At 33.3% G+C, this 23,337-nt stretch carries 19 protein-coding genes and 1 riboswitch; of the genes, 14 read left to right on the top strand and 5 right to left on the bottom strand.

What is annotated here, in order from left to right; all coding sequences use genetic code 11:
• The first annotated feature begins 62 nt into the window (after window positions 1-62).
• From WCG23_05760 to WCG23_05745, 4 genes are all read left to right on the top strand, one after another.
• On the top strand, window positions 63-3,053 hold the full coding sequence (locus WCG23_05760) for a tetratricopeptide repeat protein (GenBank protein ID MEI8389373.1): 2,991 nt from the start codon (window positions 63-65) through the stop codon (window positions 3,051-3,053).
• Between the two features lie 5 nt (window positions 3,054-3,058).
• Window positions 3,059-3,508, top strand: a complete 450-nt coding sequence (locus tag WCG23_05755; protein ID MEI8389372.1) for a YhcH/YjgK/YiaL family protein — start codon at window positions 3,059-3,061, stop codon at window positions 3,506-3,508.
• Between the two features lie 5 nt (window positions 3,509-3,513).
• Window positions 3,514-3,672: riboswitch (cobalamin riboswitch) on the top strand.
• Window positions 3,673-3,858: 186 nt separating this feature from the next.
• The gene (locus WCG23_05750) at window positions 3,859-4,578 is read left to right on the top strand and encodes a hypothetical protein (GenBank protein ID MEI8389371.1); all 720 of its coding nucleotides are present in this window, start codon (window positions 3,859-3,861) and stop codon (window positions 4,576-4,578) included.
• Window positions 4,571-5,998 carry a hypothetical protein gene (locus WCG23_05745; GenBank protein MEI8389370.1) on the top strand — a complete coding sequence of 476 codons (1,428 nt, stop codon included), beginning with the start codon at window positions 4,571-4,573 and terminating at the stop codon, window positions 5,996-5,998. Before WCG23_05750 ends, WCG23_05745 begins: the two co-directional genes overlap by 8 nt.
• 12 nt (window positions 5,999-6,010) lie before the next feature.
• Here WCG23_05745 and uvrC read toward each other — a convergent pair whose 3' ends face one another.
• Entirely contained in the window at window positions 6,011-7,876 is a 1,866-nt protein-coding gene (gene uvrC, locus WCG23_05740) for an excinuclease ABC subunit UvrC (GenBank protein ID MEI8389369.1), read from the bottom strand.
• 166 nt (window positions 7,877-8,042) lie between these two features.
• On the opposite strand from uvrC, the gene WCG23_05735 reads away from it, so the two are divergent.
• The 5 genes from WCG23_05735 (at window position 8,043) to WCG23_05715 (ending at window position 12,588) form a co-directional block, all read left to right on the top strand.
• A complete protein-coding gene (locus tag WCG23_05735) occupies window positions 8,043-8,288 on the top strand; it encodes a hypothetical protein (protein ID MEI8389368.1) in 246 nt (81 codons plus the stop codon).
• Between the two features lie 97 nt (window positions 8,289-8,385).
• A complete protein-coding gene (locus tag WCG23_05730) occupies window positions 8,386-9,585 on the top strand; it encodes a hypothetical protein (GenBank protein MEI8389367.1) in 1,200 nt (399 codons plus the stop codon).
• Window positions 9,586-9,590: 5 nt separating this feature from the next.
• Window positions 9,591-10,964 (top strand): D-alanyl-D-alanine carboxypeptidase/D-alanyl-D-alanine-endopeptidase, encoded by a 1,374-nt coding sequence (gene dacB / locus WCG23_05725; GenBank protein MEI8389366.1) that lies wholly within the window; start codon window positions 9,591-9,593, stop codon window positions 10,962-10,964.
• A 370-nt stretch (window positions 10,965-11,334) separates the two neighbouring features.
• Window positions 11,335-11,895, top strand: coding sequence for a nitroreductase family protein (locus WCG23_05720; protein ID MEI8389365.1), 561 nt, complete (start codon window positions 11,335-11,337; stop codon window positions 11,893-11,895).
• A gap of 54 nt (window positions 11,896-11,949) precedes the next feature.
• Entirely contained in the window at window positions 11,950-12,588 is a 639-nt protein-coding gene (locus tag WCG23_05715; GenBank protein MEI8389364.1) for a hypothetical protein, read from the top strand.
• Window positions 12,589-12,689: 101 nt separating this feature from the next.
• Here WCG23_05715 and WCG23_05710 read toward each other — a convergent pair whose 3' ends face one another.
• The 3 genes from WCG23_05710 to WCG23_05700 form a co-directional block, all read right to left on the bottom strand.
• Window positions 12,690-13,835 (bottom strand): S-layer homology domain-containing protein, encoded by a 1,146-nt coding sequence (locus tag WCG23_05710; GenBank protein ID MEI8389363.1) that lies wholly within the window; start codon window positions 13,833-13,835, stop codon window positions 12,690-12,692.
• 76 nt (window positions 13,836-13,911) lie between these two features.
• A complete protein-coding gene (locus tag WCG23_05705) occupies window positions 13,912-14,424 on the bottom strand; it encodes a YqeG family HAD IIIA-type phosphatase (GenBank protein MEI8389362.1) in 513 nt (170 codons plus the stop codon).
• Window positions 14,390-15,661, bottom strand: coding sequence for a peptidase U32 family protein (locus WCG23_05700; GenBank protein ID MEI8389361.1), 1,272 nt, complete (start codon window positions 15,659-15,661; stop codon window positions 14,390-14,392). Before WCG23_05700 ends, WCG23_05705 begins: the two co-directional genes overlap by 35 nt.
• A 178-nt stretch (window positions 15,662-15,839) precedes the next feature.
• Here WCG23_05700 and WCG23_05695 point away from each other — a divergent pair, with 178 nt between their 5' ends.
• Together WCG23_05695 and ybeY are read left to right on the top strand one after the other, a co-directional pair.
• Window positions 15,840-18,056, top strand: coding sequence for an HDIG domain-containing metalloprotein (locus WCG23_05695; protein MEI8389360.1), 2,217 nt, complete (start codon window positions 15,840-15,842; stop codon window positions 18,054-18,056).
• Between the two features lie 5 nt (window positions 18,057-18,061).
• Window positions 18,062-18,568, top strand: a complete 507-nt coding sequence (gene ybeY / locus WCG23_05690) for an rRNA maturation RNase YbeY (GenBank protein ID MEI8389359.1) — start codon at window positions 18,062-18,064, stop codon at window positions 18,566-18,568.
• 184 nt (window positions 18,569-18,752) lie between these two features.
• On the opposite strand, the gene WCG23_05685 is transcribed toward ybeY, so the two are convergent.
• Window positions 18,753-19,115, bottom strand: coding sequence for an Hpt domain-containing protein (locus WCG23_05685; GenBank protein MEI8389358.1), 363 nt, complete (start codon window positions 19,113-19,115; stop codon window positions 18,753-18,755).
• Between the two features lie 156 nt (window positions 19,116-19,271).
• On the opposite strand from WCG23_05685, the gene WCG23_05680 reads away from it, so the two are divergent.
• The 3 genes from WCG23_05680 (at window position 19,272) to WCG23_05670 (ending at window position 23,329) form a co-directional block, all read left to right on the top strand.
• The gene (locus WCG23_05680) at window positions 19,272-19,559 is read left to right on the top strand and encodes a hypothetical protein (protein ID MEI8389357.1); all 288 of its coding nucleotides are present in this window, start codon (window positions 19,272-19,274) and stop codon (window positions 19,557-19,559) included.
• Between the two features lie 68 nt (window positions 19,560-19,627).
• A complete protein-coding gene (locus tag WCG23_05675) occupies window positions 19,628-19,795 on the top strand; it encodes a hypothetical protein (protein ID MEI8389356.1) in 168 nt (55 codons plus the stop codon).
• A gap of 105 nt (window positions 19,796-19,900) precedes the next feature.
• Window positions 19,901-23,329, top strand: coding sequence for a DNA polymerase III subunit alpha (locus WCG23_05670; GenBank protein ID MEI8389355.1), 3,429 nt, complete (start codon window positions 19,901-19,903; stop codon window positions 23,327-23,329).
• Window positions 23,330-23,337: the final 8 nt, after the last annotated feature.

Here is a 23,337-nt window from a genome sequence, read left to right as displayed (position 1 = left end):
TAAAAAAATATAATTGTATAATTGTCTTATTAAGGCATATTGGATGTTTTTTCTTTAAAATTATGAACAATAAAAGTATAAATAAGTATATTTTTTCTTTTCTACTCTGCTCTATCCTGGCTTCAAATTCAGTAAGTACAAGAGCAGAGGGAATTAATATTGAAAAAATAAACTTTGAACTTGGAGTTAGCTGTCTTAAGCAAAATGATTATAAACAAGCAATAAGATATTTTGAACTGGTTGTGCAAAAAAATCCAAAAAATATTGAAGCTTATTATAATCTGGCTTTAGCTTATAAAAAATCAGGTATGGCAGAAAAATCAGTTTCAGAATTTGATACGGTTGTAAAATTACTTAATGACCCAAAAAATTCTCAAGTAAAAGAAATAGACATAAACAAAATTAGTCAGGAAAACAGAATCCTGCACAGCAATGAGCTTGCCTCAGATAAATACGGACTTTATTCAAAGGTTAAATCGCAGGAAAATGATTATATTGACCTCGGGGACATTCATTATGACAATCAGCAGTTTGATACCGCTATTGAATACTATAATCTTGCTCTTCAAATAAATCCTTATAATGACAGTATTTATTTCAAAATTGCAAAAAGTTATGTTGATGCGGGAAATTTCATTAAGGCAAAGCCATATATAACAAAAGCAGTTGAATTAACTCCGCAAAATCCAAAATTTACTTACTATAAAGATCTTGTAGAAAAAAATACAGGCAGTAAAAAAATTAATTTACCGCAAAAAACTGTTAATCAGCCTATAAACAAAAAAGAACTTTTCCGCGAAGAAACCCCTGCGGTTAAAGTAAGCACAGAAATAAATAAATCAAAAAATAACCCTGATTTTCAGAAAGAAGAAACAAAAAAAATTGAAATTCCAAATATCAAATTAAATGACAAGATTTTAAAACCAAAGATTGTTTCTGAAATAAAATCACCAGCTTACAAAAATACATTTACAGAAGACAAAAAACAGTTAATTAATCAGGAAAATTCATCTCAAGGGAAATCACAGGAACTAGATTATCTCGATTTAGCCGACTTGCATTATGACAATCAAGAACTGGAAACGGCTATCGAGTATTATACTCTTGCTTTAAATATCAATTCAAATAATGATTATACTTATTACAAGCTTGCACGGTGTTTTCTTGACATGAAACAATATAAAAATGCCGATAAATATATAGATAAAGCCATTGCCTTTAATTCGGTTTCTTCGCAGAAAAAATATTTTTATTTTAAAGATGAAATCTTAAATAAATTGAATTCTGACAACAATACGGCCTTGTCGTACAAAATACCTGATAATTTTACAAAAAGCAAAACTAATAAGGTCGTGAAACTTAATCCTGATTTGAATAAATTTTCAAAAGAAAGACAGAACCCGTCTTTTAATAACTTAGTTTCGCCCCTTAAAATGATAGCTGAAGATCCAAAAATAAATCCTGAAGATGAAACCGTATCAACAGAAAAACAAGACGTTTCCGAAGTTAAATCAGCAGAAAAGCCTCATGTTATTAAAAATCAAAAATTACTGGAAATATCAGCCTTTTTTAACAAACTGAAGCCTGATTTTAGCCAATTTAACAATTATTATCAGGAAAAAATAGTAGTAAAAGTTCCTCAAAAAGAAAAAGTTAAAGAAAAAATAAGTGTTAAAGTCGACAAATCAAAAACTTTAATAACAGATATTTCAAAGCAGCAAACAGCTTCAACAGAAATGCCGGCTTCTGTCTTTGGCAATGATATGAAGTATTACCAGACTCAGGAACCGGAACATGCCAAACCTGCCGAGATTCAATACGAAAAACCAATGCAGGAAGAAACTAAAGAAGTACAATATACAGCTGATTATTATAATGAAAAAGGTATTGAATATTTTAAACGTGATAATGCCCAAAAGGCTGAAAATTTCTTTAAAAAAGCCTTGGAATTAAATCCAATGTACGCAAAAGCTTATAATAACCTTGCAAATATAGAAGTACAAAAAGATAATCCCGAAAAAGCTATTGAATACAGCAATAAGGCACTTGCGATCGAGCCTTCTTATCCTGAATCTTTCTATAATTTAGCATTGATTTATAAAAAGAAAAAAGATTTTGCCAATGAAATTGCTTATTTAGATAAAGCTATACAAGCTGACCCAAAATATTATCAAGCTTATTTTACAAAAGGACTTGCTTATTACAATGCAGGAAAGTATGAACAGGCTAAATATAATTTTAAAGAAGTATTGAATCTCAAAAATGACCATTATCTTGCAAGTCAAAATCTTGGGATTATTTATGCAAACGAGTTAAACAAAACGGAAGCTGAAAATTACCTGAAAACAGCTATAAGGCTCAATAAAGATAACCCGACTTCATATTATTACCTTGCTTCTATTTATCAAAGTACAGGGAGTGTATTTGATGCAATAGAAAATTACCGCAAAACCATAGAACTTGATCCCTCAAATTATAAAGCTTATCTGGCTTTAAGCAAGGTCTATGAACAAAACGATGAAGTTGACAGGGCTATCGATACGTTAAATGATGCAATACAGCTAAATCAGTCAAATGCGGAACCATATAATTATAAAGGTTTGCTGTATCTGAAAAAAGATAAATATATAGAAGCAACCAATGCTTTTCAGAAAGCTATCGCTCTTAATCCCAACAGGTCTGTCTATCATTACAACCTGAGCCAGAGCTATATTTGTCTGAATATGAAAAACAAAGCCCAAATGGAGTTTGAGAAAGCTGTAAATAACCAGCCTAAATCCATACAGGACGTTATCGACCTTTCGGAAATTTTTTATGACCGCTCAATGCCGAGTTATTCAATAAAAGTTTTGAAAGAAGGGATTGCCATTTTGCCTGATAATGATTATCTTTATGTGGTGCTTTCAAATTTTTACGAAAAAACAGGCGCTATAAATTCAGCTAAAAAATTGCTTTCAGATTATCTTGTCAAAAAACCAAACGGCACACTCAGCCTGCTAATTCAGCGTAAATTAAGCAGTATGGAAAATACGGGAAATAATAATGAGAATTAATTGTTATGATTATAGATAAAATACAGAATGCATCTTTGTATTATGATATCAACGAAAAAATGGCCATAGCCCTTAAATATCTTGAAAATACTGACTTTTCTGAAATTCAAAACGGAAAATACGAAATTTTAGGCGATGATATTTTTGTATTAGTACAGGATTACCAGACAAAACCTCTTGCAGAAGGAAGATTTGAAGCTCATAAAAAGCATATTGATATTCAGTATTTGATTAAAGGCGTAGAAAAAATGGGCTATACAAATGTTAATACGCTAAAACCTCTAACTGATTATGATGAAACCGCAGATATTATGTTTTTGGAAGGTAATGGCTATTTAGTTACAGTTGAAGAAAAATTTTTCACTATTTTCACTCCGTTAGATGCCCACATGCCGGGAATTGAAGCAATAACTTCTCAATACGTCAAAAAAGCGGTTGTAAAAATAAAGATATAAACATCAAAATTCTCTTTACAACAAATATTGCTGATGATAAAATTTATCACAACAAATAGGGAAACTCCGGTTAAAATCCGGGACTGTGCCGCAACTGTAAAGAAGGCATTTTGTTTAATTTATGCTTTCAAGTCAGAATACCTCTTTGTTATATGTTAATAGCGAGCACTAGAGGATTATTTCGATGATAATTACATATTTATAATTTTATAGAAGAACGCTTTTAAATTAAAAGCGTTCTTCTATGTTTTTTGTCATTTTGCCTGAAAAACTCGAATTGCTAAATCGCCTAAATCGTCATTGCGAGCATAACGAAGCAATCTATAAAAATTAAATACCAAGAAAGAAACATGAAAATACAAGCTTTAAATACAAATAATACGCCTAAAATTCTTGTTCAGCAAAAAACGATGGGAGTTTGCTGTCCGCATGGAAATCCCGGCGGTTCATGTCCTCTATGTCTTGGAATGGGCGGAGGCGGAGGAGGCTCGGCAGCAAAATCAAAGCCTACCGCAAAAGAATTAGGGCTTCTGACATGGGCTGACTTGCTTCCTGCGTGGAATGCAATGCTTGCTGCAAAACAAAGACAGGAATTCAATCAAAAACTTGATAACATGTCTGCTATGAAAAAATTTATCGAGCAATCAAGTATTTTTAAAACAATAAATAACTTTATCGATAATAATCTTGTTAAACTGTTTAATTCAACAGGTTTAACACCTCTTGCAAAAACCATAACCCGAACAATGCAGGCAATAAATAATATTTTTACCGAATTAAAAACACAGCTTTTTCAAAATATAACTAAACTTGCAGGTTTGTTAAATGAAAAACTCCAACAAATTATGAACAAACTAAAACAGGCAACAGAAAACTTTAAAAATGCTATGGAAACTTTTATTTCTAATATGAAAGATAAAGAAAAGGCTGTAAAAGAGTTTTTAGCTGCTTTTGCAAACAGGCTAAAGAAAAAACTTTTCAGAATAGTAGAACCGACTGACAATTCTTTTGAAGAATTAGAAGATCAGAAAAACAATGCAGAAACTTACGAGGAATTACTTAATGTATAAAAATTCTGTAATAAATAATTTCTCTGCACTGCAACCCCGTAATTCTACTGATACCAATAATAGAAAAAAAGTTAAAGAAGAAATTACAAAAGAAGGCGTTGTTGTAAATACTTTTATAAAAGACCCCGAAACATATTATGCGGATTCTCCGGTGCAGGATACACCTTTGCCGAAGGCTATGTTGGAGAAAAAAGAAAATAATTCCGCTAAATGGTATAACAACCCGATAGTTCCAATAATTGCAGCACCTTTGTTAATTCTTGGTATTGGTGCGGGAGCTGCGAAATTATTCAAAAATTCTTTAATCAACAAAAATAATTTATTATCGGATGTCAAAATACCTGATGTTCCAAGAATGGTTACATTAAACAATGATAATAGATTAGTTCTGTATGCTTTTATTCATGATCCTTCTACAAAAACATTACTAACTGCCGCAGCAGTTTTAGCAGCTTCCGCAACAGGTTTTATGATGAAAAATGTTGTTGACGGGGTAAAAGAAATTTGGGTTAAGAAAAATTTTGCAGATATAAAACGTGATAAAGAAGAAAAACTTATTGATATAGAAACAAAAAGTTTCTCAGGAAAAAACCAGATAATCAGAAGTTTGATGTCTCAAAAAAATAATGAATTAAACAGTTATGACAATTTTTTAGTAAATCAGGAAAATTCTGATAAAAAACAAGCGGCTTTTGGAAATAAAAATAATAATAAAGATGAAAATAAAAATGATTTAGGCAAAATTGCTTTATATTCAGGCGTAGGGGTTGCAACTATAGGGCTATCTTTATTGTTTGCAAAATCTATTTTCAAAAATATTGGCAAAATGGCGCAACATCTGGAAGCTTATAAAAGTGAAATTCAACAAAAGTTGGGTGATGATTTGAAAAATATTTCCCAACAAGACTTGAAAAAAACTCTGGAAAATTCTAGTGCTACAGCAGAAATAAAACAATCTTTTGTAAATGACTGTAATAAAGCAAAATCAAATAATTCAGTATTTGAAGATGCCTCTCGCGAGGTATACGGAAGCAGCGGCAAAACAATTTTTTCTGCGGTTGTAAGCCACGTTTCATCCTTTATTTACACGTATATGATTAATAAATCTCCTCAAACAAGGAATTTGGCAATACTTCTTTGTTCCTCGGCAGCCTTTGAGTACGTGGGAGAAAAAGCCATAGAAGGAATTAAAGAAACTCAGGTAGAAAAAGCAAACGCCAAAACAGAAATTGATCTTCAAGACAGGCTTGTTCAGGTAGAGCTTAATAACTTTTATCGGAAGAAAAACAGCTATATTCAGCCTTTAATGGAAGATTATAAGGAAAAAATCAAGCAGCCGCTTTCTTTAAACGAAATTAAAAAACTGAAAGAAAACGTACTTTCAGAAATCAAAAGCGGTCCTCCGTTTGTTTATTCTTAATCAAACAGCTTTTTATTTTGAATTGTTATATTTTTGCAAAAAGTTATAAACTTTAGAGCCGTGAGTTTTTCCTATAACTCTTGATAATTCTGACTTGTTCGCCGTCATAATCCCGTTTATATCGCCGAAATATTCTATTAGTGTCTTTTTATGAGAAAGTTGCAGCGTAGATATATCATCAAGTATTGATTTTATAGCGCTTTTTTCCCGTAATTTCCTGTGATAACTCACAGCAAAGCGATGGGCTTCATCTCTGACCTGTTGAAAAAGAAATAATGCCTTTGAATTAGCAGGAAGAATAATAGGATTTGGCTGCTCGGGAAGAAAAATCTCTTCAAACTTTTTGGCAAGAGAAACTATAGGCATATTGCTAAGCCCCAGTTCTTCCAATGACTCCAATGTGGCGGAAAGTTGTCCCTTTCCTCCGTCTACTATTATTAAGTCAGGAAAAATTTGTTCTTTTTGGGCATTATTTGACATATCACGCAAAAGTTTTTGATACCGTCTTTTTATTACTTCCTTCATTGAAGCAAAATCATCTGTCTGCCCTTCGGCAAGAGTTCTGATTTTATACTTCCTGTATTCTGATTTATATGGTTTTCCGTTAATAAAGACGACCATACTTGCCACAGTATTTGTTCCTTGAATATGCGAAATATCAAAACATTCGATTCGAGCCGGAAAATTTGGAAGATTAAGTTTTTCCTGAATATAACAACCGATTTCGTTCCAGTCATTTTGAAGACTTGCCATTTCTGAAACTTTTAAACCTTCAAGAGCGGCTAAAGCGTTTTTGTCCGCCATTTCAACGAGTTCAAACTTCTTTTGGCTTTTGGGAGACATAAGACTGACTTTAGAGCCTTTTTTGAAAGAGAGCCATTCTTTAATGATTTTGCTTTCTTCATCTTCGATTTCGCAGGAAATAAGCAGTTCTTTAGGAATTTCTGACCTGTCAACAAGCTGGTAGTACTCTTGAATAAAAGCAATTAATGCTTCATAAGGTGTGTGGATTTCATCAAGCTTGATGTCAAAATCTTCTTTAGCTATAAGCCTGCCGTCTCTGACTTTTAAAAGAGCAATGCTCATTATGGAATTATCCCGTGCAAATCCCAGTATATCTTGGTTTATGTCGGTATTTTCAGAAACCACTTTTTGCTTGCCGACTGCCTTCAATACGTCAAAATAACTGTCCCTGTAGCGTGCAGCTTTTTCAAATTCCTGATTTTCCGCAAAAATCTCCATCCGGTTTTTCAATTCGGCTAATAACTCGCTTTGTTTACCGGAAAGAAACATTTCAACCTGCTTAACAACTTCCTTATAATCTTCCGAGGCTGTAAGTTTTTGGCATGGTCCAAGGCACTTACCTATTTGATAATACATGCATGGGCGGTCTTTAAAACGTGGAGTTTTGCATTGTTTAAGCGGAAACATCTTTTTAATCAGCTCAAGAGTTGAATACATTGCTCTTGCATTTGTATAAGGTCCGAAATATTTCCCTTTTTGAAACTTTTTATCAGCTTTTCTTGTTACAATTATTCGGGGATATTGTTCTTCTGTAATTAAAAACCACGGAAACCTCTTGTCATCTTTAAGAAGAACGTTATATTTCGGTTTATGCTTTTTTATTAAATGAGATTCAAGTATTAATGCCTCAACTTCCGAGTCAGTAATAATAAAATCAAACCTTATAATCTGAGGAACCATAACAATAAGTTTTGGAGAGTCATGATTTTTCTGGAAATAGCTTTTTACACGCTTTTTCAGATTTTTAGCTTTGCCGATATAAATTATTTCATTGTTTTTATCGTGCATGAGATAGACCCCTGATGCATCAGGAAGCAATTTGAGAGATTCTTCAATTGTTAGTACTGGTTTCATAAAAAAATTATACTATTTTATTAAGAATTATTAAACTGAAACTTTTCAACATTATCAAGTATTTTCAGCTTTACAACTCTCTTTTTTAAATATTAGCGGCAATTTTTATTTTGAGTACGCTTTAATTATTTAGAAGTTGCCAGTATATAAGACAAAGGAGAAAGAGATGACTATTACAATACCCGGAGCTAAAATATTTCCTTATAAGCCTGAAGATACTGCTGTTAATAAAATTGAAATTGATTATTCCGGTGCTCATTTAGGTACGTTATTTAGCCCTACAATTACTATAAAAAATAAATCAGGGCAGCCTCTGGGCGTAGTTAATTATGACGGTGATAAATCAATAGGTAAAGTTATAGATGATCTTGCTCATCGTGTGCTTGGTAAAAAAGTAGATTTCTCAGCATAAATTTAATATTTTTTTACTGGAATTTTGATTTCTAATTAAAATTATATATCTTTTTCAGGATATAATTTTATAGAAATAAGAGTTTTGGTCTAACACATTGAAAATCAATATCAAATCAGAAAAATATAATATTAATAACGCAACAGATTGTAACTACAAGAAATTATTAGCAGAAAACCTTAGCTGTCCTGTAGAAAATTTGTCTTCTATAGTAGCTCCTGTCGAATTTATCAATCTTATTAACAAATATACTCCTGAAAACTTTCATACAGGTGATTTTTTATCTGGAAATTTTGAAAATTTATATCAAAATGTACTGAATAAAACTTTCAGAATAAATCTTCATCTTCATACCGTTGAATCTGACGGAATTATTTCAGTAGAAGAGCTTCTTAATCAGGCTGTTCTTTATGCAAAAAGTGTTAAAGCTCAAAATAAAGATGATTTGCCTGCTTTTGTTGTTTCTATAACCGATCATGATTCTTTAGAAGGCACCAAAAAAGCCCTTAAACTTATTGCTGAAAATCCGGAAAAATTTAATGATATTAAATTTGTTACAGGTATTGAGTTTAGCGTGAGTCTTGATAATGAAGAAATTTTCAAAAAGCCTGTTGCGGCTGACTTGATGGGGTATTGCATAAATCCGTTTGATGAGGATTTGAATAATTTTATACAAAATATTAAAAATTCCAGAAATGAAGAAGCTCAAAAAATCTTACTAAAATTAAGTAAATTTGGAATAAATGAAAATTTTGAAACTTTGAAAAATTCTCATCCTTTAATTAAAATTGGTGGAAGTATGGCATTTTTTGACTTTATTAAACGTTATATTTACAAAAAATACAAAAAATCATCGGAATTATTAAAACATAAAGATGAAATAGAAAAATTATTCGCAGGAAAACAAATTGCATTTAGTCCTACCATAAAACAAGTAACACAGGTTTTAAATAAAAGTTTCGGGTATGCAGGTCTTGCGCATCCCGGAAGAATTCATTTAGGCAAAGTCGATGAATCCAAGGTTTTTTCTTCGAGTGATAGGGACATTCAACAGGAATCGCTCTACTTACTTTTAAAAGATTCGGCTAATCAGGGAGCAGTGCTGACAGAAAGCAATTATCATTATACGATGAGACATTTTAACGAAGAACTGCAAAAACTTATTGATGTAACCGAGCTTGCTTGCGAAGAAATTGGATTCCTGAAAACAGGCGGTACTGACGGACATAAAGCAAATATCTTTACGCATACTTTGGATTTATCAGAAGAAGAACTTAAGCTTCTTTTAAGGAGTTAAAATTAATGTGTATTAAACAGAAAAAAATTTTTTTTATAGTGGTTATATTTCTTATTTCAAGCTTGTTTTTAACATCTTATAAGTCTGAAACTCCTTTTAACTCAATAGATGAAACAATCAATCGAAGTCAAATATCAAAAAGTTCTGTAGTTTCTGTTTCTATAAGAGATATTCAAAGCGAAAAATCGGTTTATCAAAGAGATGCAAACCTGCTATTGCATCCTGCTTCTACTCTCAAAGCATTTACAACTCCTGTAATTCTTGATGTTTTGACAAAAAACTTATCAACAGGTCTTTATAAAGATAATAAAGGGAATATTTATTTAAAACTCTGCGCAGACCCTCAATTAAACACAGAAAAACTTTCTGATTTGATAATGGGCTTCAAAATAAAAGGATATAACCGAATTAAAGGCAGCTTGTATCTTGATGATTCGGCTATTGATGATATTCCGTGGGGTACGGGGTGGATGTGGGACGATGAAAACAACTCTTATATGCCAAAATTCAATGCATATAACTTAAACAGAAATTTAATATCAGTAAAAGTTACTCCAACAGAGTTAAATCAAAAACCAAAAGTGGAAATTATTCCATACTACCCTGTAAAAATAATTAACAATGCCGTTACTTCCAATGAAACCAATTTTTCAGTTGAACGAAAAGTATGGAAAAATTCTGAAAATCTTTATGTGGACGGTAAAATTTCCGTTTTGACAGCAAAAATATTGCCTGTTGGAAATCCTGAAATATTTTTTAAATATCAGCTTCAAAAAATCATTAAAGATAATAAAATCAAGTTTTCAGGACAATATAAAACAGTAAAACTTCCCGTTGACGCTGTTTTAATTAGTGAAATATCTCATAATATACTTGATGAAGTAAAAATAATAAATAAACAAAGCGATAATCTCTCTACTGAAACTTTGTTTAAGCTTGCAGGTGCTGAATATACAGGGTTGACAGGTTCAACTGAAAACGGACTAAAAGCTTTTAAATCTTTTTATTCAAAGCTGGGGATTGATACATCAGAAATTTCAATAGTTGATGCCAGCGGAGTTTCCCAAAACGATCTTATAACAGCAAATTGGATGACGAATACCCTTGCAAAGCTTTATAAGAGTCAGAATTTTGAGACCTACAAAAGCACGCTCGCAACTCCTTTAGAAAGCGGAACATTGCAGAATAGACTGGCTGTCCTTCAAGGAAAACTTTTTGCCAAGACAGGCACAAATGCAGGAGTTAGCGCAATAACAGGTTATTTGACAGGTAAATCGGGAAAAACTTATTCATTTGCAATAATCATCCAAAATTTCAAAGACAGCGCAAAACCTGTTAAAGAACTCGAAGATGAAATATTGACAATACTTGGTATGTAGTCGCAATATCAAAGGCAGCAACAGTGCCTGTGATTAACTAACTCGAATTGCTTGTCATTTTGTTGGTTTTTATCGCTTACTTGAAGAATCACTCTAAGTCTATTCTTAAGCCTCAGCTCGCAATCCGCTTTGCTCAAGATGACATTTTAAATAATCATTATTTACAGTATTCTTAGCTATACTGAAACGAGTTTGTTTTCAGGAAAACCGGCAAAGCCTGATTTTCCCGAAAAGCATCACTCCTAAAAGCTATAGTGCTTTCGCAAAAAATATTTCATTTCTTAATTACTTTTTCAGAGCACTATATCTATCAATTATGGTTTTTTATAGTTTAATAAGTCTATTAGCAAAATTAACGGAGAATTTTATTATGAACGCTACATTAAAAACAATTCTTAGCAGGAGAAGCGTAAGAAGTTATTCTGCTGAACAAATTAAAGATGAAGAGCTTGATTTGATTTTAAAAGCGGGACTGTACGCGCCAAGTGCGCATAATCAGCAATCGTGGCATTTTACGGTTATTCAGGATAAAGAAGTTATAGATAACTTAAATGAATCATCCAAAGAAGCTATGCTTAAGCCGGAATATGAGTATTTAAATAAATTTGCAACAAATGAAAATTTTAATCTTTTTTATAATGCACCGACTGTAATTGTTGTTTCAGGCGAGAAATCAGCTTTAGCTCCCCGTATGGACTGCGCTGCTGCTATACAGAACATGCTTATTGCGGCAGAATCTTTAAATATAGGCACTTGTTGGGTCGGACTTGTTACGCCGCTTTTCAAAAGCGAAAGAGCAGATGAATTTTCAAAATTATTCGGTATTACTGATGATTTTGAGCTTTATTATGCAGTTGCCCTCGGTTATAAAACGGAGGAAAATGCACAACCTGCACCAAGAAGAGAAAATACGGTTAATTTTATAAGATAATAATTATTATAAAGGTTATACTGATTACAATGCAAAATTTTAAAAGGAATTATAATGACATTTAGAAAAACTCCCGAGGAAAAACAGCAAAAACAGTTGGAAATGACTAAGCTGGAAACCAAATACGAGCAGTTTTTAGCTAAAAAAATCTCGAAAAAGAGAGCGGTTCTTTTATCCAAATATCCTGAAATTAAAACATTGTTTGAAGGCTGGTTGTATGGAGTTTATGTCGCTATATTAGACTCTCAAAAAGTTAGCGAAGCAAAAGGCAAATTATATTATTTATTTGAAAATATTCCCGAATCTGAAGGTAAATATAAATTAAATTACGAAATTATCAATAATAATTGTGTTTTTGAACCCTCAGAGTTAAAAAATTTTCCTAAATCTTATTTGACCGTTTTAAAAAGAAATAAATTTGATATAAAAAAAGATAAATCCGATATAAACGAACTTATAGAAGCGCATCATTATACTGTTGACGCAGAGAAAAAGAAAAAGCCCAAAGATGTTATCAAGATGGAGTACAGGGCATGTGATTTGTACTATAACCATAAAATTCCACCTGAAAAAATAGCCGCAACTTTAAGAAACAGACTAAAAAAGCCTGCTATTCAAAGAATAATAAAGCTTTATCCTTATTTCAAAACATATAACGCCGAAAATAGTACCGAAGAATCAAATAATAGTTAAATTTAGTTATATCGAAATGAGTACCAAATCCCTCTGACACCGTTTGCTGATAGAAGTGTCTTCAAGAATAAAGTACTCATTCGTAGTTTAGATTTTGAAATTTATTTTAAGATTGTGCTGTTGGTTAAATCAATTCTGACAGGCTTTTTAAGTTTTACATAAATCTGATCGCCTTCATTAAGTTTGATTTTTCTTCCTTTTATAACAAAATTCACGGCTTTTTGATACCATTTGTATTTTTTAGAAGGTAAATCAACACTTCCGGGGAAATCTGTTTTTTGTCTTCTTACCGTATTTATATTTTGAGCTTCAAAAACAGATTTAGCGTTTCTAATAAAGTATTTTGCAGGAATTAAATCTGTAATTTGACCGCTGATATACGTACCTTTAGCAATTAAAAGGTAATTATCTTTTGTAACGAGATTATCTTTGACTTCTGTAACAAAAACTTCTCCCTGTTGGCTTTTTTGGCTGTTTATTACGCCAAGAAGAGTAACAGGAAGCAATGTTCCTTCAGGAATTGTCGCTATTGTACCGTTAAGGCTTACAGGGTCTATAACTGTTCCTGTTGCTTTGATAGGTTGCATTGCGAGTGCAAGTTTGGAATTTGGTCTTTTAAGTGCCTGTTTTCTCATATTATAAAGACTTACTGCAAGCTCTGCTCTGGAAATTTTTGCATCAGGGTTAAAAAGATTTGGGCTTGCCGGATTATGTGCGGTTACTTTAAGAATTTCAGCTTTTCCCGCACTAAGAACTGCCCATGTCGGAATTTTAGCAGCATCTTTATAGACTTTCAAAGCTTTTTTTGCTTGAGCTTCTGTAATATTACTTGTTTCAACAGAGGCAATCATCATATAAACAGCGTCTGCTTTGTTGATATTGTCATCAGGCTTAAATGTTCCGTCGGAATAAATTTTTAGCAAGTCAAAGCTTTGAGCTTTTTCAATCATGTCATAAGCCCAATAGTTTTGGGGAACATCGCTAAAATAGTAAATTTCTTTCAGGATGCAGTTTTCCTGACCTAAAGCTTTGACTACCATTGTTGCAAATTCGGCTCTTGAAACAGGCTGATCTGCCTTAAATGTTTCGTCAGGATAACCAATGACGACATCATCTGTTGAAAGCTTCTGAATTTGCGGAGAAGCCCAGTGATTTTTGCTTAAATCAGAATAATTTTTGGCGGAAACGCTGTTAATAACAAGCCCCGCACATGTAAGTGCTATCAACACCTTTACAAAACTTTTCATTTTCACTCTCCCTTTTTCGACTTTATACCCGAATATATTATTCTTTAAATAAATGTTTGCACTGATTATACCAAATTTATCTTTTATCGGAAAAAGATTTTTTTGGTGAAGAAACAAATAATCTTTCGATTTTTCTTAGTAATTTTATAATTTTTGCTTCTTTATGTTTCATAATAGGGTCAACAAGTATAGTAACAATACCTAGTCTTTGGCCCACCCAAATATCTGTAAGCGGTCTGTCTCCGACTATAACAACTTGAGATGGAATCAATTCCAGTTGCTTGAGCGCGAGCAAAGCGGCTTTTCTTCTGGGTTTGCCTGCTTTGTCAAATGCTATGCAGCCAATTTGCTCTCCTGCTTCCTGAACATAAGATTTGTCGGGGTTGTTGCTTAAAATTGCAATTTGAAAATCTTCTTTTGCCTTGATAATCCATTGTGCTATGTCTTCAGGTAATACGCAGGTATTAGGAGGCATCAGCGTATTATCAAGGTCAAAAATCAAACCTTTAATATTCTCATCTTTAAGCTCTTCGAGATTGATATCGGTAACTCGATCAACTATATAAGTGGGTTTCAGTCTTAATGGCATTATTTTTTTGCTCTTTCTGTCTAATAATTCCCCATTTCCAATCTTCGGGAGAATTCTCTATATTTAATTTAATACAAACTTCATCATTTGTGTTGGTTACTTCAACTTTTTCTTCAAATTTGTTAATTATTTCAAGAATTTCTGTTGAGATGCAGGAAGTCGGTGTTATAAAATCAACAATTTCGCCTGATTTTAGTTGATTTTTGGCTTTAATCTTAAAGATATTATTTTCTACTTTTTCAAGAATTATAGCCTGAAAAACTGATTTCAAAGTGCTTTTGCTCGCTTTGTAATCATAATGGCTGCTGTCAGGTCTTTCAAGCAAAAATCCCGTAGTTAATCCGCGATTTCCTATATTAAATAGTTCTTCATAAAATTCTTCTATATTTATCAGGTTTCCGTCATAGAAAGCATTAAGAGCTTTTTTATAAGTTTTAGCCACTAAAGCGGCGTAATACATACTTTTTGTCCTGCCTTCAATTTTGAAGGAAGAAACGCCTGCATTGATTAAATCAGGGATATACTCAATAAGAGAAAGGTCTTTAGGGTTTAAAATATAAGTTCCGTGCTGATCTTCGGTAATTTCATATTCATCATCGGGTCTTTTGCTTTCAATGAGTTTATATGTCCAGCGGCATGGCTGAGCGCAGGCTCCTTGATTGGATTTTCTTGTGTTATTTGTCATATAATCGCTTAGCAGGCATCTTCCCGAATAAGCAACGCACATGGAACCGTGAACAAGTGCTTCCAGTTCTATATCGGGAACTTTTACCGCAATTTGTTCTATCTCTTTTAAGGACAGTTCTCTTGCTAAAATTATTCTTGTTGCTCCCAAATCCTGCCAGAATTTAGCAGATTCATAATTTAAAACATTTGCCTGCGTGCTTATATGAATAGGAACGTTTGGCAAATATCTTTTTGTGAAGGAGTAAAACGCAGGGTCTGCAAAAATTATACCGTCAGGACTAGCATCTGCAAGTAATTCCATAAGCGGAGGGAGTTTTTCTATAATTTCGTTATTTGGAAAGACATTGAGCGTAACATAAGCTTTAGCTCCCATACTGTGCGCGATTTCGATAGAATTTTTTATATTTTCGTTTGTTATTATATTTCCTGTTTTTGGACTCCTGAGGCTGAAATCAGCAGTTCCAAGATAAACGGCATCAGCTCCGTATGCCATTGCATACTGCATTTTTTCTGTATTTCCTGCCGGTAACAAGAGTTCTGCGCGTTTCATCTTATTTTTTCAGTCCATATTGTAATTTTAACAAGACAATTTCTTCTTAATTAAACAGTTTATCAAAAATAAATTAATTAAACTATTTTAAAAAATAGATAAAAGTTGATATTATTGCTATACTTAACTGGTAAACAAATTTTACAAATTTTTGTATATATAACAGGTTTTTTACAAAATGCGCACAGAAAAATATTCAAAAATAATTAAAAAAACACTGCAAATAATAGCATCAGATAAATTTTTGGCAATTTTAATATTGGTTTTAAGTCTTTTTGTTATAACAGGATTGTTAGCCAGCCGTTATTACTTATTTCAAAATATAGTAGAAAACGGTATGAGCAAGGTTGATGTTATAGCTCCAAAAACCATCAAAGTCGCAGATCCTGACAAAATTGAAAGAGCAAAACAGCTTGAAGTTTCAAAAATTAAGCCTGTCTTAAAACCTCTACAAAATGGTATTGATGAATATATCAGGAAAAATCTGGGAGAGCTCCTAAATTCAGTAAAAGAAGTTAGAGAAAAAAGCGAAAACAAATCTGCTAAAAGGTCTGAAGTAAAAGAACTGCTTGAAATTTCTGAAGATAACTATTTTATAAATAATTCTATTGATTATTTATTTAATTCTTCGGAAGCCGGATTTGCGAGAATAGCAACAGAATCGCTTAATTCTTTAAACGATATTCTTGCTGAAGGTCTTTCTGATACTGATTTTATAGTAAAAAGAAATGATATTTTAACTAAACATATCCGAAGTTCACTTCCTAAAACACAAAAAAGAGCAATTTCACTAATTTTAAATAAAATACTTGAGCCAAACATGACTGAAGACAAGCTCGCTACAGAATTAGAAAAGCAGAAAGCAATCAGTCAGGTTAAACCTATATATTCTATTTACAAAAAAGGCGATATTATTGTCTCAGTTGGAGACAGAATAACGCTGGTTCAAAAAGCTGCGTTGAAAAAAATGGGTTATAATGTTGCACAGCTTGATTTTTTCGGTCTTTTAGGCATATTTTCTCTGGTAAGTTTGTGTGTTTTTACTTTTGCTTATTTTCTTATTACTTTTGATTCTAAATATTTAAAACCTTCTTATCTTGCTCTTATTGCGCTTTTAATATCTGTTATCACCATGTTTGCTGTCTTATTGCCCCCTGATGTTCCTGTATATATCCTTCCAATACCTGCTATAGCAATGCTGTTAACTATTTTCACCAGCTCGAGAATATCAATGCTCGTTACGGTAATGAGTATAATACTGCTTGGAGTTGCGCTTCAGTATCAGGCGACAGATATATTTGTCTTTTTGCTCGGCGGTTTGATAGCAATTTTTACTTCAAATTCAGTTAACTACTACAGACGAATGGATATAGTACGTGCAGGTTTTTATGTTGGTCTTGTTCAAACTTTTGTTATTATTTCAATATTTTTACTGCAAAACGGTACGGACAGTATTGAATTTGCGCCGTTGCTGAAAAATATTCTTCTTGGTTTTGTGAACGGACTGGGAAGCGGAATAATCGCTCTGGGGTCTTTACCGCTAATTGAAAGTGCATTTAAGATAATTACGCCTTACGGACTTGCTGAACTGGCTGACCATAATCAGATTTTGCTCAGAAGGCTACAGTTTGAAGCGCCTGGTACCTACCATCACAGTCTTATGGTAAGCAATTTGTGCGAAGCCGCAGCTGAAGCCATTGGAGGAAATCCTGTTTTGGCCAGAGTAGGAGCTTTTTATCACGATATAGGAAAATTAAAAAGACCGCTGTTTTTTATAGAAAATCAATCTTATTTTGGTATTGAAAACCCGCATGAAAAACTTAATCCAAGGCTAAGCAAGATGGTAATTACTGCTCATCCCAAAGACGGACTTGAACTTGCCAAAGAATACGGACTTCCTCCGGTAATTCTTCAGTTTATAATTCAGCACCATGGCGACGGAATTGCTTCGTATTTCTATATTCAGGCTCTGGAACAAGAAGGAGCGGAAAACGTTTCCGAAGAGCAGTTCAGGTACAATAATCCTAAGCCTTCTACTAAAGAAACAGCGATTCTTATGCTGGCTGACGCAGTTGAATCTGCGGTAAGATCAATTAAAACCCCGACACAGGAAATGATAGAAGATATAGTAGAGAATATTATTAAAGAAAGACTTTATGACGGCCAGCTTTCTGAAAGCCCGCTTACACAAAAAGATTTAAAAGTTGTAGCGGGAGTATTTAAGCGTGTTCTCAGAGGGATGCAGCACCATAGAATTAAATACCATCAAAATGTCCTTGAAGAACTAAATCAAAAAACCGCATCTACAAGTTTAAAACAAATTCAGCAGCAGCTTGAAGCTGAAACCTTGCCGATATTCCCCGTTGAAGACCAGACTAAAGAAAATAAACAGTAATAAATATGAATAAATTTGAAATCTTAATAACTGATAATCAGGATAAATTCAGCATAAATACTTCTGAAATAGAGGGAATTGCCTCAGAAATGTTGGAATATCTTGTTAAAGATGCTGAAATATTAGAATCATCAGTATTAAAAGATATAGATTTGCTAGAATATACTCTGGGAGTGGATATTGTCTTTTGTGATGATGAAGAAATAACAGAATTAAACACTTCTTATAGAGGCAAGAATAAAGCGACAGATGTGTTATCTTTTGCTCTTTTTGCAGATAATCCCGATGAAAATTTTATAATAGATAATCAAATTTCGCTCGGAGAAATCATTATCTCGACTGAAACTGCCAAAAAACAAGCAGAGGAAAGAAGTAAATCATTTAAAGAAGAAATTTATTTTTTACTAAGTCACGGCATTTTGCATTTGCTAGGATTTGACCATCCTGACGAAGGAACGCTTGAGGATATGCTTGCTCTTCAGCATGAAATGATAAATTTTGCCGTTAAATAACTCAGTCGCAAATTAATTTATTTTTACAAATTGTCATTCTGAGGGTTTTAACCCGAAGAATCTGTCCGGTAAGCATTTTTAGCTAAAATCATAAATTGGACAGATCCTTCGCTTTGCTCAGGATGACATTCTCAAAAATCAATATTTGCAATAATTTTAGCAGGCGACTCGAGTTAAATAGAGTTTAAACGGTCTGTTCTGCCAGAGTTTTTTTTATTTCCGACAACAAATTTTCAAAATTTTGTAAAATAATTTTTTTATCTGTCGAATAATCATTTTTAATTAATTCTATTAATGAATGTTCTAATTTGTTGGAAGTTTTGCTTAGTTTGTTGAAGCCGAACATAGCGCTTGATCCGGATATTTTATGTATATGTCCGTATGCTTCTTGCAGTGCTGCAATTGAATTTTCTTCCTTTAGATTTTCAGCACTAAAGATGCAATCTTTTACAGTTGTTAAAAAATTGTATTTCTCGTTTAAGCCTTTGAAATAATTGCTTTTTACAATATTAAGTTTTTCTTGGAAATCAAATTGTTCTAAGTTCATAGTTATATTTATATAATATTTTTGAAAATAATTAAATCTTTAATTTTTTGTTTATCAAAAAAAGTTGAAAAATTAGTCCTTTCGCTCATTAAATCTGTAAATAAAAATGTTAAATTAAAATTACAAAACTTAAAATCAGGTAAGAGAGGAATAGACATGGCACACACAATTTCTAAACAAATTTATGATGATGAAAAGAAAAAATATGTAGAATGTGAAATTCTCATTCTCGATGAAGAAGAAGGACTTCCTCCCACTGACAGAAGAGAAATCGTTTTATCCTGCAACGATATAGAGCCTACGTTTTCGGAAATTTCCGATTCTAATACTTCTGATGTAAATGATTTATATCCTGAAACCGAACTTATTGACGAATATGCGGATTATGACGATTATAAAGATGATAAATTCGGGGATGAAGGAAAAAGAAAATATTATAAATAGAGGATGAAAAAAACCTTCTTAAAAGATTAAAATAGTTTTAACGGGGAAATTTTTTTTGGAGGTTTTTTATGAAGACTATAAATATGTCTCAAGATTTAAGTTTTGCTATTGATGTAGTTGAAGAAATTTTGAACAGTAAAGATGGAGAGGGATTTCTTCATTCAATAAGAAAATTTAAACAATCAAGAGAAGTTGATGATTCAACATTGTTAAGACTTAGAAAATATTTGAGATAAATCTTTCTATAACGCCTTATTTTTTGCTACCATGCATGCAGATGGAATTTTTGTCATCGTTATATAAATATTTTTTATAACGGTATTATAGGGTGGTTATAGATTTTGAGAGCTTACGTTCCCCTTCATTTGCATACGGAATACAGTCTTCTTGACGGAGCAACAAGAATCAAGGATGTTTTAAAGCATGCAAAAGAAAATAACATGCCGGCAGCCGCAATAACAGATCATGGCGTAATGTACGGTGCTATTGAGTTTTATAAAACAGCAAAAGAAGAAGGCATAAAACCTATCATAGGCTGCGAAGTCTACATGATAGAAGGGGATATTAACGACAAAAGCAAAAAGGTTTCTAATAACCATCTTGTTTTACTGGCAAAAGACAAAAAAGGTTATCAAAATCTTGTAAAAATTGTCAGCATTGCGCATATTGACGGATTTTATTATAAACCGAGAATTAATCATGAAATTCTGGAAAAACATCGTGAAGGATTAATTGCTTTATCGGCCTGTCTTGGCGGAGAAATTCCAAGAGCTCTTCTCAATGATGACTACGAAAAAGCTAAAGAAAAAACTTTGTATTTCAAAAATCTTTTCGGTAAGGATTTTTATCTGGAATTGCAGGATCACGGGATTGAAGGACAGAAAAAAATCAACCCCGGACTTATAAAGCTGGCTAAAGAAATGGAAGTTGAGCTGGTAATTACAAACGACAGCCATTATACAAAAAAAGAAGACGCTGTATGCCATGATATCCTTCTTTGTATGCAGACAGGAAAGACCAGAAACGATCCTTCCCGCATGAAATTTGCGAATAATGAGTTTTATATCAAAAATGCCGGGGAATTAAGATTCGCTTTCGACTGGATGGAAGAAGAAACTTTCAACAGGGCTATAGATAACACAGTAAAAATTTCCGAAAAGTGCAACCTTATTCTTGATATGGGAAAATCAATTCTTCCCAATTATCCTATTCCTAAAAATCACACGGTTGAGTCTTATCTTGATAAAGTTGTCAGGGAAAATATTTCAAACCGTTACGATGAACTTACTCAAAAAATTGAAGACAGAGTTAAGTTTGAGCTGAAAATTATCGAGGAAATGGGTTTTGCGGCGTATTTCCTTATTGTGTGGGATTTTATTAAGTATGCAAGAGATAACGAAGTTCCTGTAGGGCCGGGCAGGGGGTCTGCGGCAGGAAGCATTATTGCTTATATACTCGGAATTACAGAAATTGACCCTATCAGGCATAATCTCCTTTTTGAGCGGTTCTTGAATCCTGAAAGAATCAGCATGCCTGACGTTGATATTGACTTTTGTATTGATAAGCGTGAAAAAGTTATTAATTATGTAACCGAAACTTATGGCAAAGATAAAGTCTGCCAGATTATCACTTTTGGAACGCTTGCCGCCAGAGCAGCGATGAAAAGCGTTGCACGTGTTCTTGATATACCATATTCTGAGTCTGATAAATACGCAAAAATGATTCCCGCGCTTCCAAAAACCAAAATTGACGATGCTTTGCAGGCGGGAATGGATTTAAAAAAGCTTTATGACACTAATTTGCAGGTAAAAGAACTTGTTGATTTAGCCAGGTCAGTTGAAGGAATGAAATACAATGTCGGAACTCATGCCGCAGGGGTTATAATTTCTCGTGATCCGCTGTCCGAGATAGTTCCTGTTCAGTATTCAAAAGAAAAATCTGTAATTACATCTTATCCGATGGGAGATATCGAGAAACTCGGTCTTTTAAAAATGGATTTTCTCGGATTGAGAAACCTTACGATAATTGATAAAACAGTTAAATCAATCAAAAATAGGCACGGAGTTCAAATCGACATAGACAAAATTTCCCTTGATGATAAAAAAGTCTATGAAATGCTTTCGAAAGGAGATACGGACGGAGTTTTCCAGCTTGAATCTTCCGGTATGAAAACGCTTGTTAAAGATTTAAAACCTTCTGTTTTTGAGGATTTAGGCGCATTAGTGGCACTTTTTCGTCCAGGTCCTCTCAATTCCGGCATGGTTGGGGATTTTGTCCAGAGAAAACACGGACGTGCCAAGGTTGAATATAAAGATGCCAGACTTGAGCCTATTTTAAACGATACTTACGGAACAATAGTCTATCAAGAGCAGATAATGCAGATTGCACAATCGCTTGCAGGCTATACACTCGGTCAGGCTGATATTCTCAGACGGGCTATGGGTAAGAAAAAATCTGACGAGATGGATAAACAAAGAGAAATTTTTGTTTCGGGTGCTGTAAAAAATAAAGTTGACCAAAAAGTTGCGGAAACTTTGTTTGATACAATGACAGAATTTGCCGCATACTGCTTTAACAGGTCGCATTCGGCAGCTTATGCTTTTCTTGCCTACCAGACGGCATATTTAAAAGCGCATTATCCTGTGGAATATATGTCCGCATTGCTTTCCAGCGTTAGCAGCAATCAGGATAAAATTCAGCAATATATCGTGGAGTGCCAGAAGATGGGAATGGAAGTGCTTCCTCCTGATATTAACAAGTCAGGTTCTGATTTTACACCTGATGAAAATAATATAAGATTCGGGCTTGCTTCAGTGAAAAATGTCGGCGAAGGCGTTGTAGAGCAGGTTGTAAAAGGCAGGGAAGACGAAGAATACAAGTCTTTCTACGATTTCTGCACAAAGGTCGAGCTTAAACAGTTCAATAAAAGGACTCTTGAAAGTTTAATAAAAGCAGGTGCTTTTGTAACTATCGAGAAAAGCAGAAAACAATTACTGGAAAACTTTGATTCTGCATTGAATACTGCCATAAGAGAAAATGAAGCGAAATCCAGCGGACAGATGAATCTTTTTGCTATGCTGGCAGGAGGAAATGCTCCAGTGTTCGTTCTTTCAGGATCTTCCGAAGAAGAATTTCCCGACAGCGAAATTCAGGGATTTGAGAAAGATTTATTGGGCTTTTATGTAACCAGCCACCCGTTATCAGGCATAAAAGACCAATTACCTTTCCTTACCACGCATAATGTTTCTGAATTGGCCGAAATAAGAGAAGGTGCGCTTGTTACTATCTGCGGATTGATTTCCAGTGTGCGACTTATTACCACTAAATCAGGAAAAATGCTCAAAGTAGGAACGATTGAGGACTTAACGGGAAGTGTGGAATTTGTTGCTTATAGCGAAATCCTCAATAAATTCGGTGACTTTCTTGAACCGGAATCAAAAGTTATAATAGGCGGAAAACTCCAGCACAGAGGCGATGAAGAAATTTCCGTCAATGTAATGATTAACAATGTTTCTAAGGTGGAAAACTGCAATATCGTTAACATTAATATGGGCGAAAGCATGAAATTTGAAGAAATAATTGCTCTTAAAGACCTTTTGATTGAGCATAAAGGCACGGATCCCGTTGTTTTTAAAATAGGAAATAACGGCGGCTCTGTTAAAATCCTTGTGTCATCAAGTTATTGGGTACAGGCAACCAACGATCTTCAGAATATAATTAAAAATCACTTTAAATCAGAAGTAGAAATCTGTTCGCTTGATTGTTCATAAAAAATGTT

It is taken from the genome of bacterium (assembly GCA_037147175.1).
Lineage (GTDB): Bacteria > Cyanobacteriota > Vampirovibrionia > Gastranaerophilales > UBA9971 > UBA9971.
This window is presented reverse-complemented; position numbering and strand designations above follow the sequence as displayed.

Excerpts from the sequence above, each read along its gene's own strand:
- WCG23_05695 (MEI8389360.1), top strand. The coding sequence starts at position 15,840 with ATGCGCACAGAAAAATATTCAAAAATAATTAAAAAAACACTGCAAATA.
- uvrC (MEI8389369.1), bottom strand. The coding sequence starts at position 7,876 with ATGAAACCAGTACTAACAATTGAAGAATCTCTCAAATTGCTTCCTGAT.
- WCG23_05685 (MEI8389358.1), bottom strand. The coding sequence starts at position 19,115 with ATGAACTTAGAACAATTTGATTTCCAAGAAAAACTTAATATTGTAAAA.
- dacB (MEI8389366.1), top strand. The coding sequence starts at position 9,591 with ATGTGTATTAAACAGAAAAAAATTTTTTTTATAGTGGTTATATTTCTT.
- WCG23_05720 (MEI8389365.1), top strand. The coding sequence starts at position 11,335 with ATGAACGCTACATTAAAAACAATTCTTAGCAGGAGAAGCGTAAGAAGT.
- WCG23_05755 (MEI8389372.1), top strand. The coding sequence starts at position 3,059 with ATGATTATAGATAAAATACAGAATGCATCTTTGTATTATGATATCAAC.
- WCG23_05715 (MEI8389364.1), top strand. The coding sequence starts at position 11,950 with ATGACATTTAGAAAAACTCCCGAGGAAAAACAGCAAAAACAGTTGGAA.
- WCG23_05705 (MEI8389362.1), bottom strand. The coding sequence starts at position 14,424 with ATGCCATTAAGACTGAAACCCACTTATATAGTTGATCGAGTTACCGAT.
- WCG23_05760 (MEI8389373.1), top strand. The coding sequence starts at position 63 with ATGAACAATAAAAGTATAAATAAGTATATTTTTTCTTTTCTACTCTGC.
- WCG23_05745 (MEI8389370.1), top strand. The coding sequence starts at position 4,571 with ATGTATAAAAATTCTGTAATAAATAATTTCTCTGCACTGCAACCCCGT.
- WCG23_05710 (MEI8389363.1), bottom strand. The coding sequence starts at position 13,835 with ATGAAAAGTTTTGTAAAGGTGTTGATAGCACTTACATGTGCGGGGCTT.
- WCG23_05735 (MEI8389368.1), top strand. The coding sequence starts at position 8,043 with ATGACTATTACAATACCCGGAGCTAAAATATTTCCTTATAAGCCTGAA.
- WCG23_05675 (MEI8389356.1), top strand. The coding sequence starts at position 19,628 with ATGAAGACTATAAATATGTCTCAAGATTTAAGTTTTGCTATTGATGTA.
- ybeY (MEI8389359.1), top strand. The coding sequence starts at position 18,062 with ATGAATAAATTTGAAATCTTAATAACTGATAATCAGGATAAATTCAGC.
- WCG23_05750 (MEI8389371.1), top strand. The coding sequence starts at position 3,859 with ATGAAAATACAAGCTTTAAATACAAATAATACGCCTAAAATTCTTGTT.
- WCG23_05700 (MEI8389361.1), bottom strand. The coding sequence starts at position 15,661 with ATGAAACGCGCAGAACTCTTGTTACCGGCAGGAAATACAGAAAAAATG.
- WCG23_05680 (MEI8389357.1), top strand. The coding sequence starts at position 19,272 with ATGGCACACACAATTTCTAAACAAATTTATGATGATGAAAAGAAAAAA.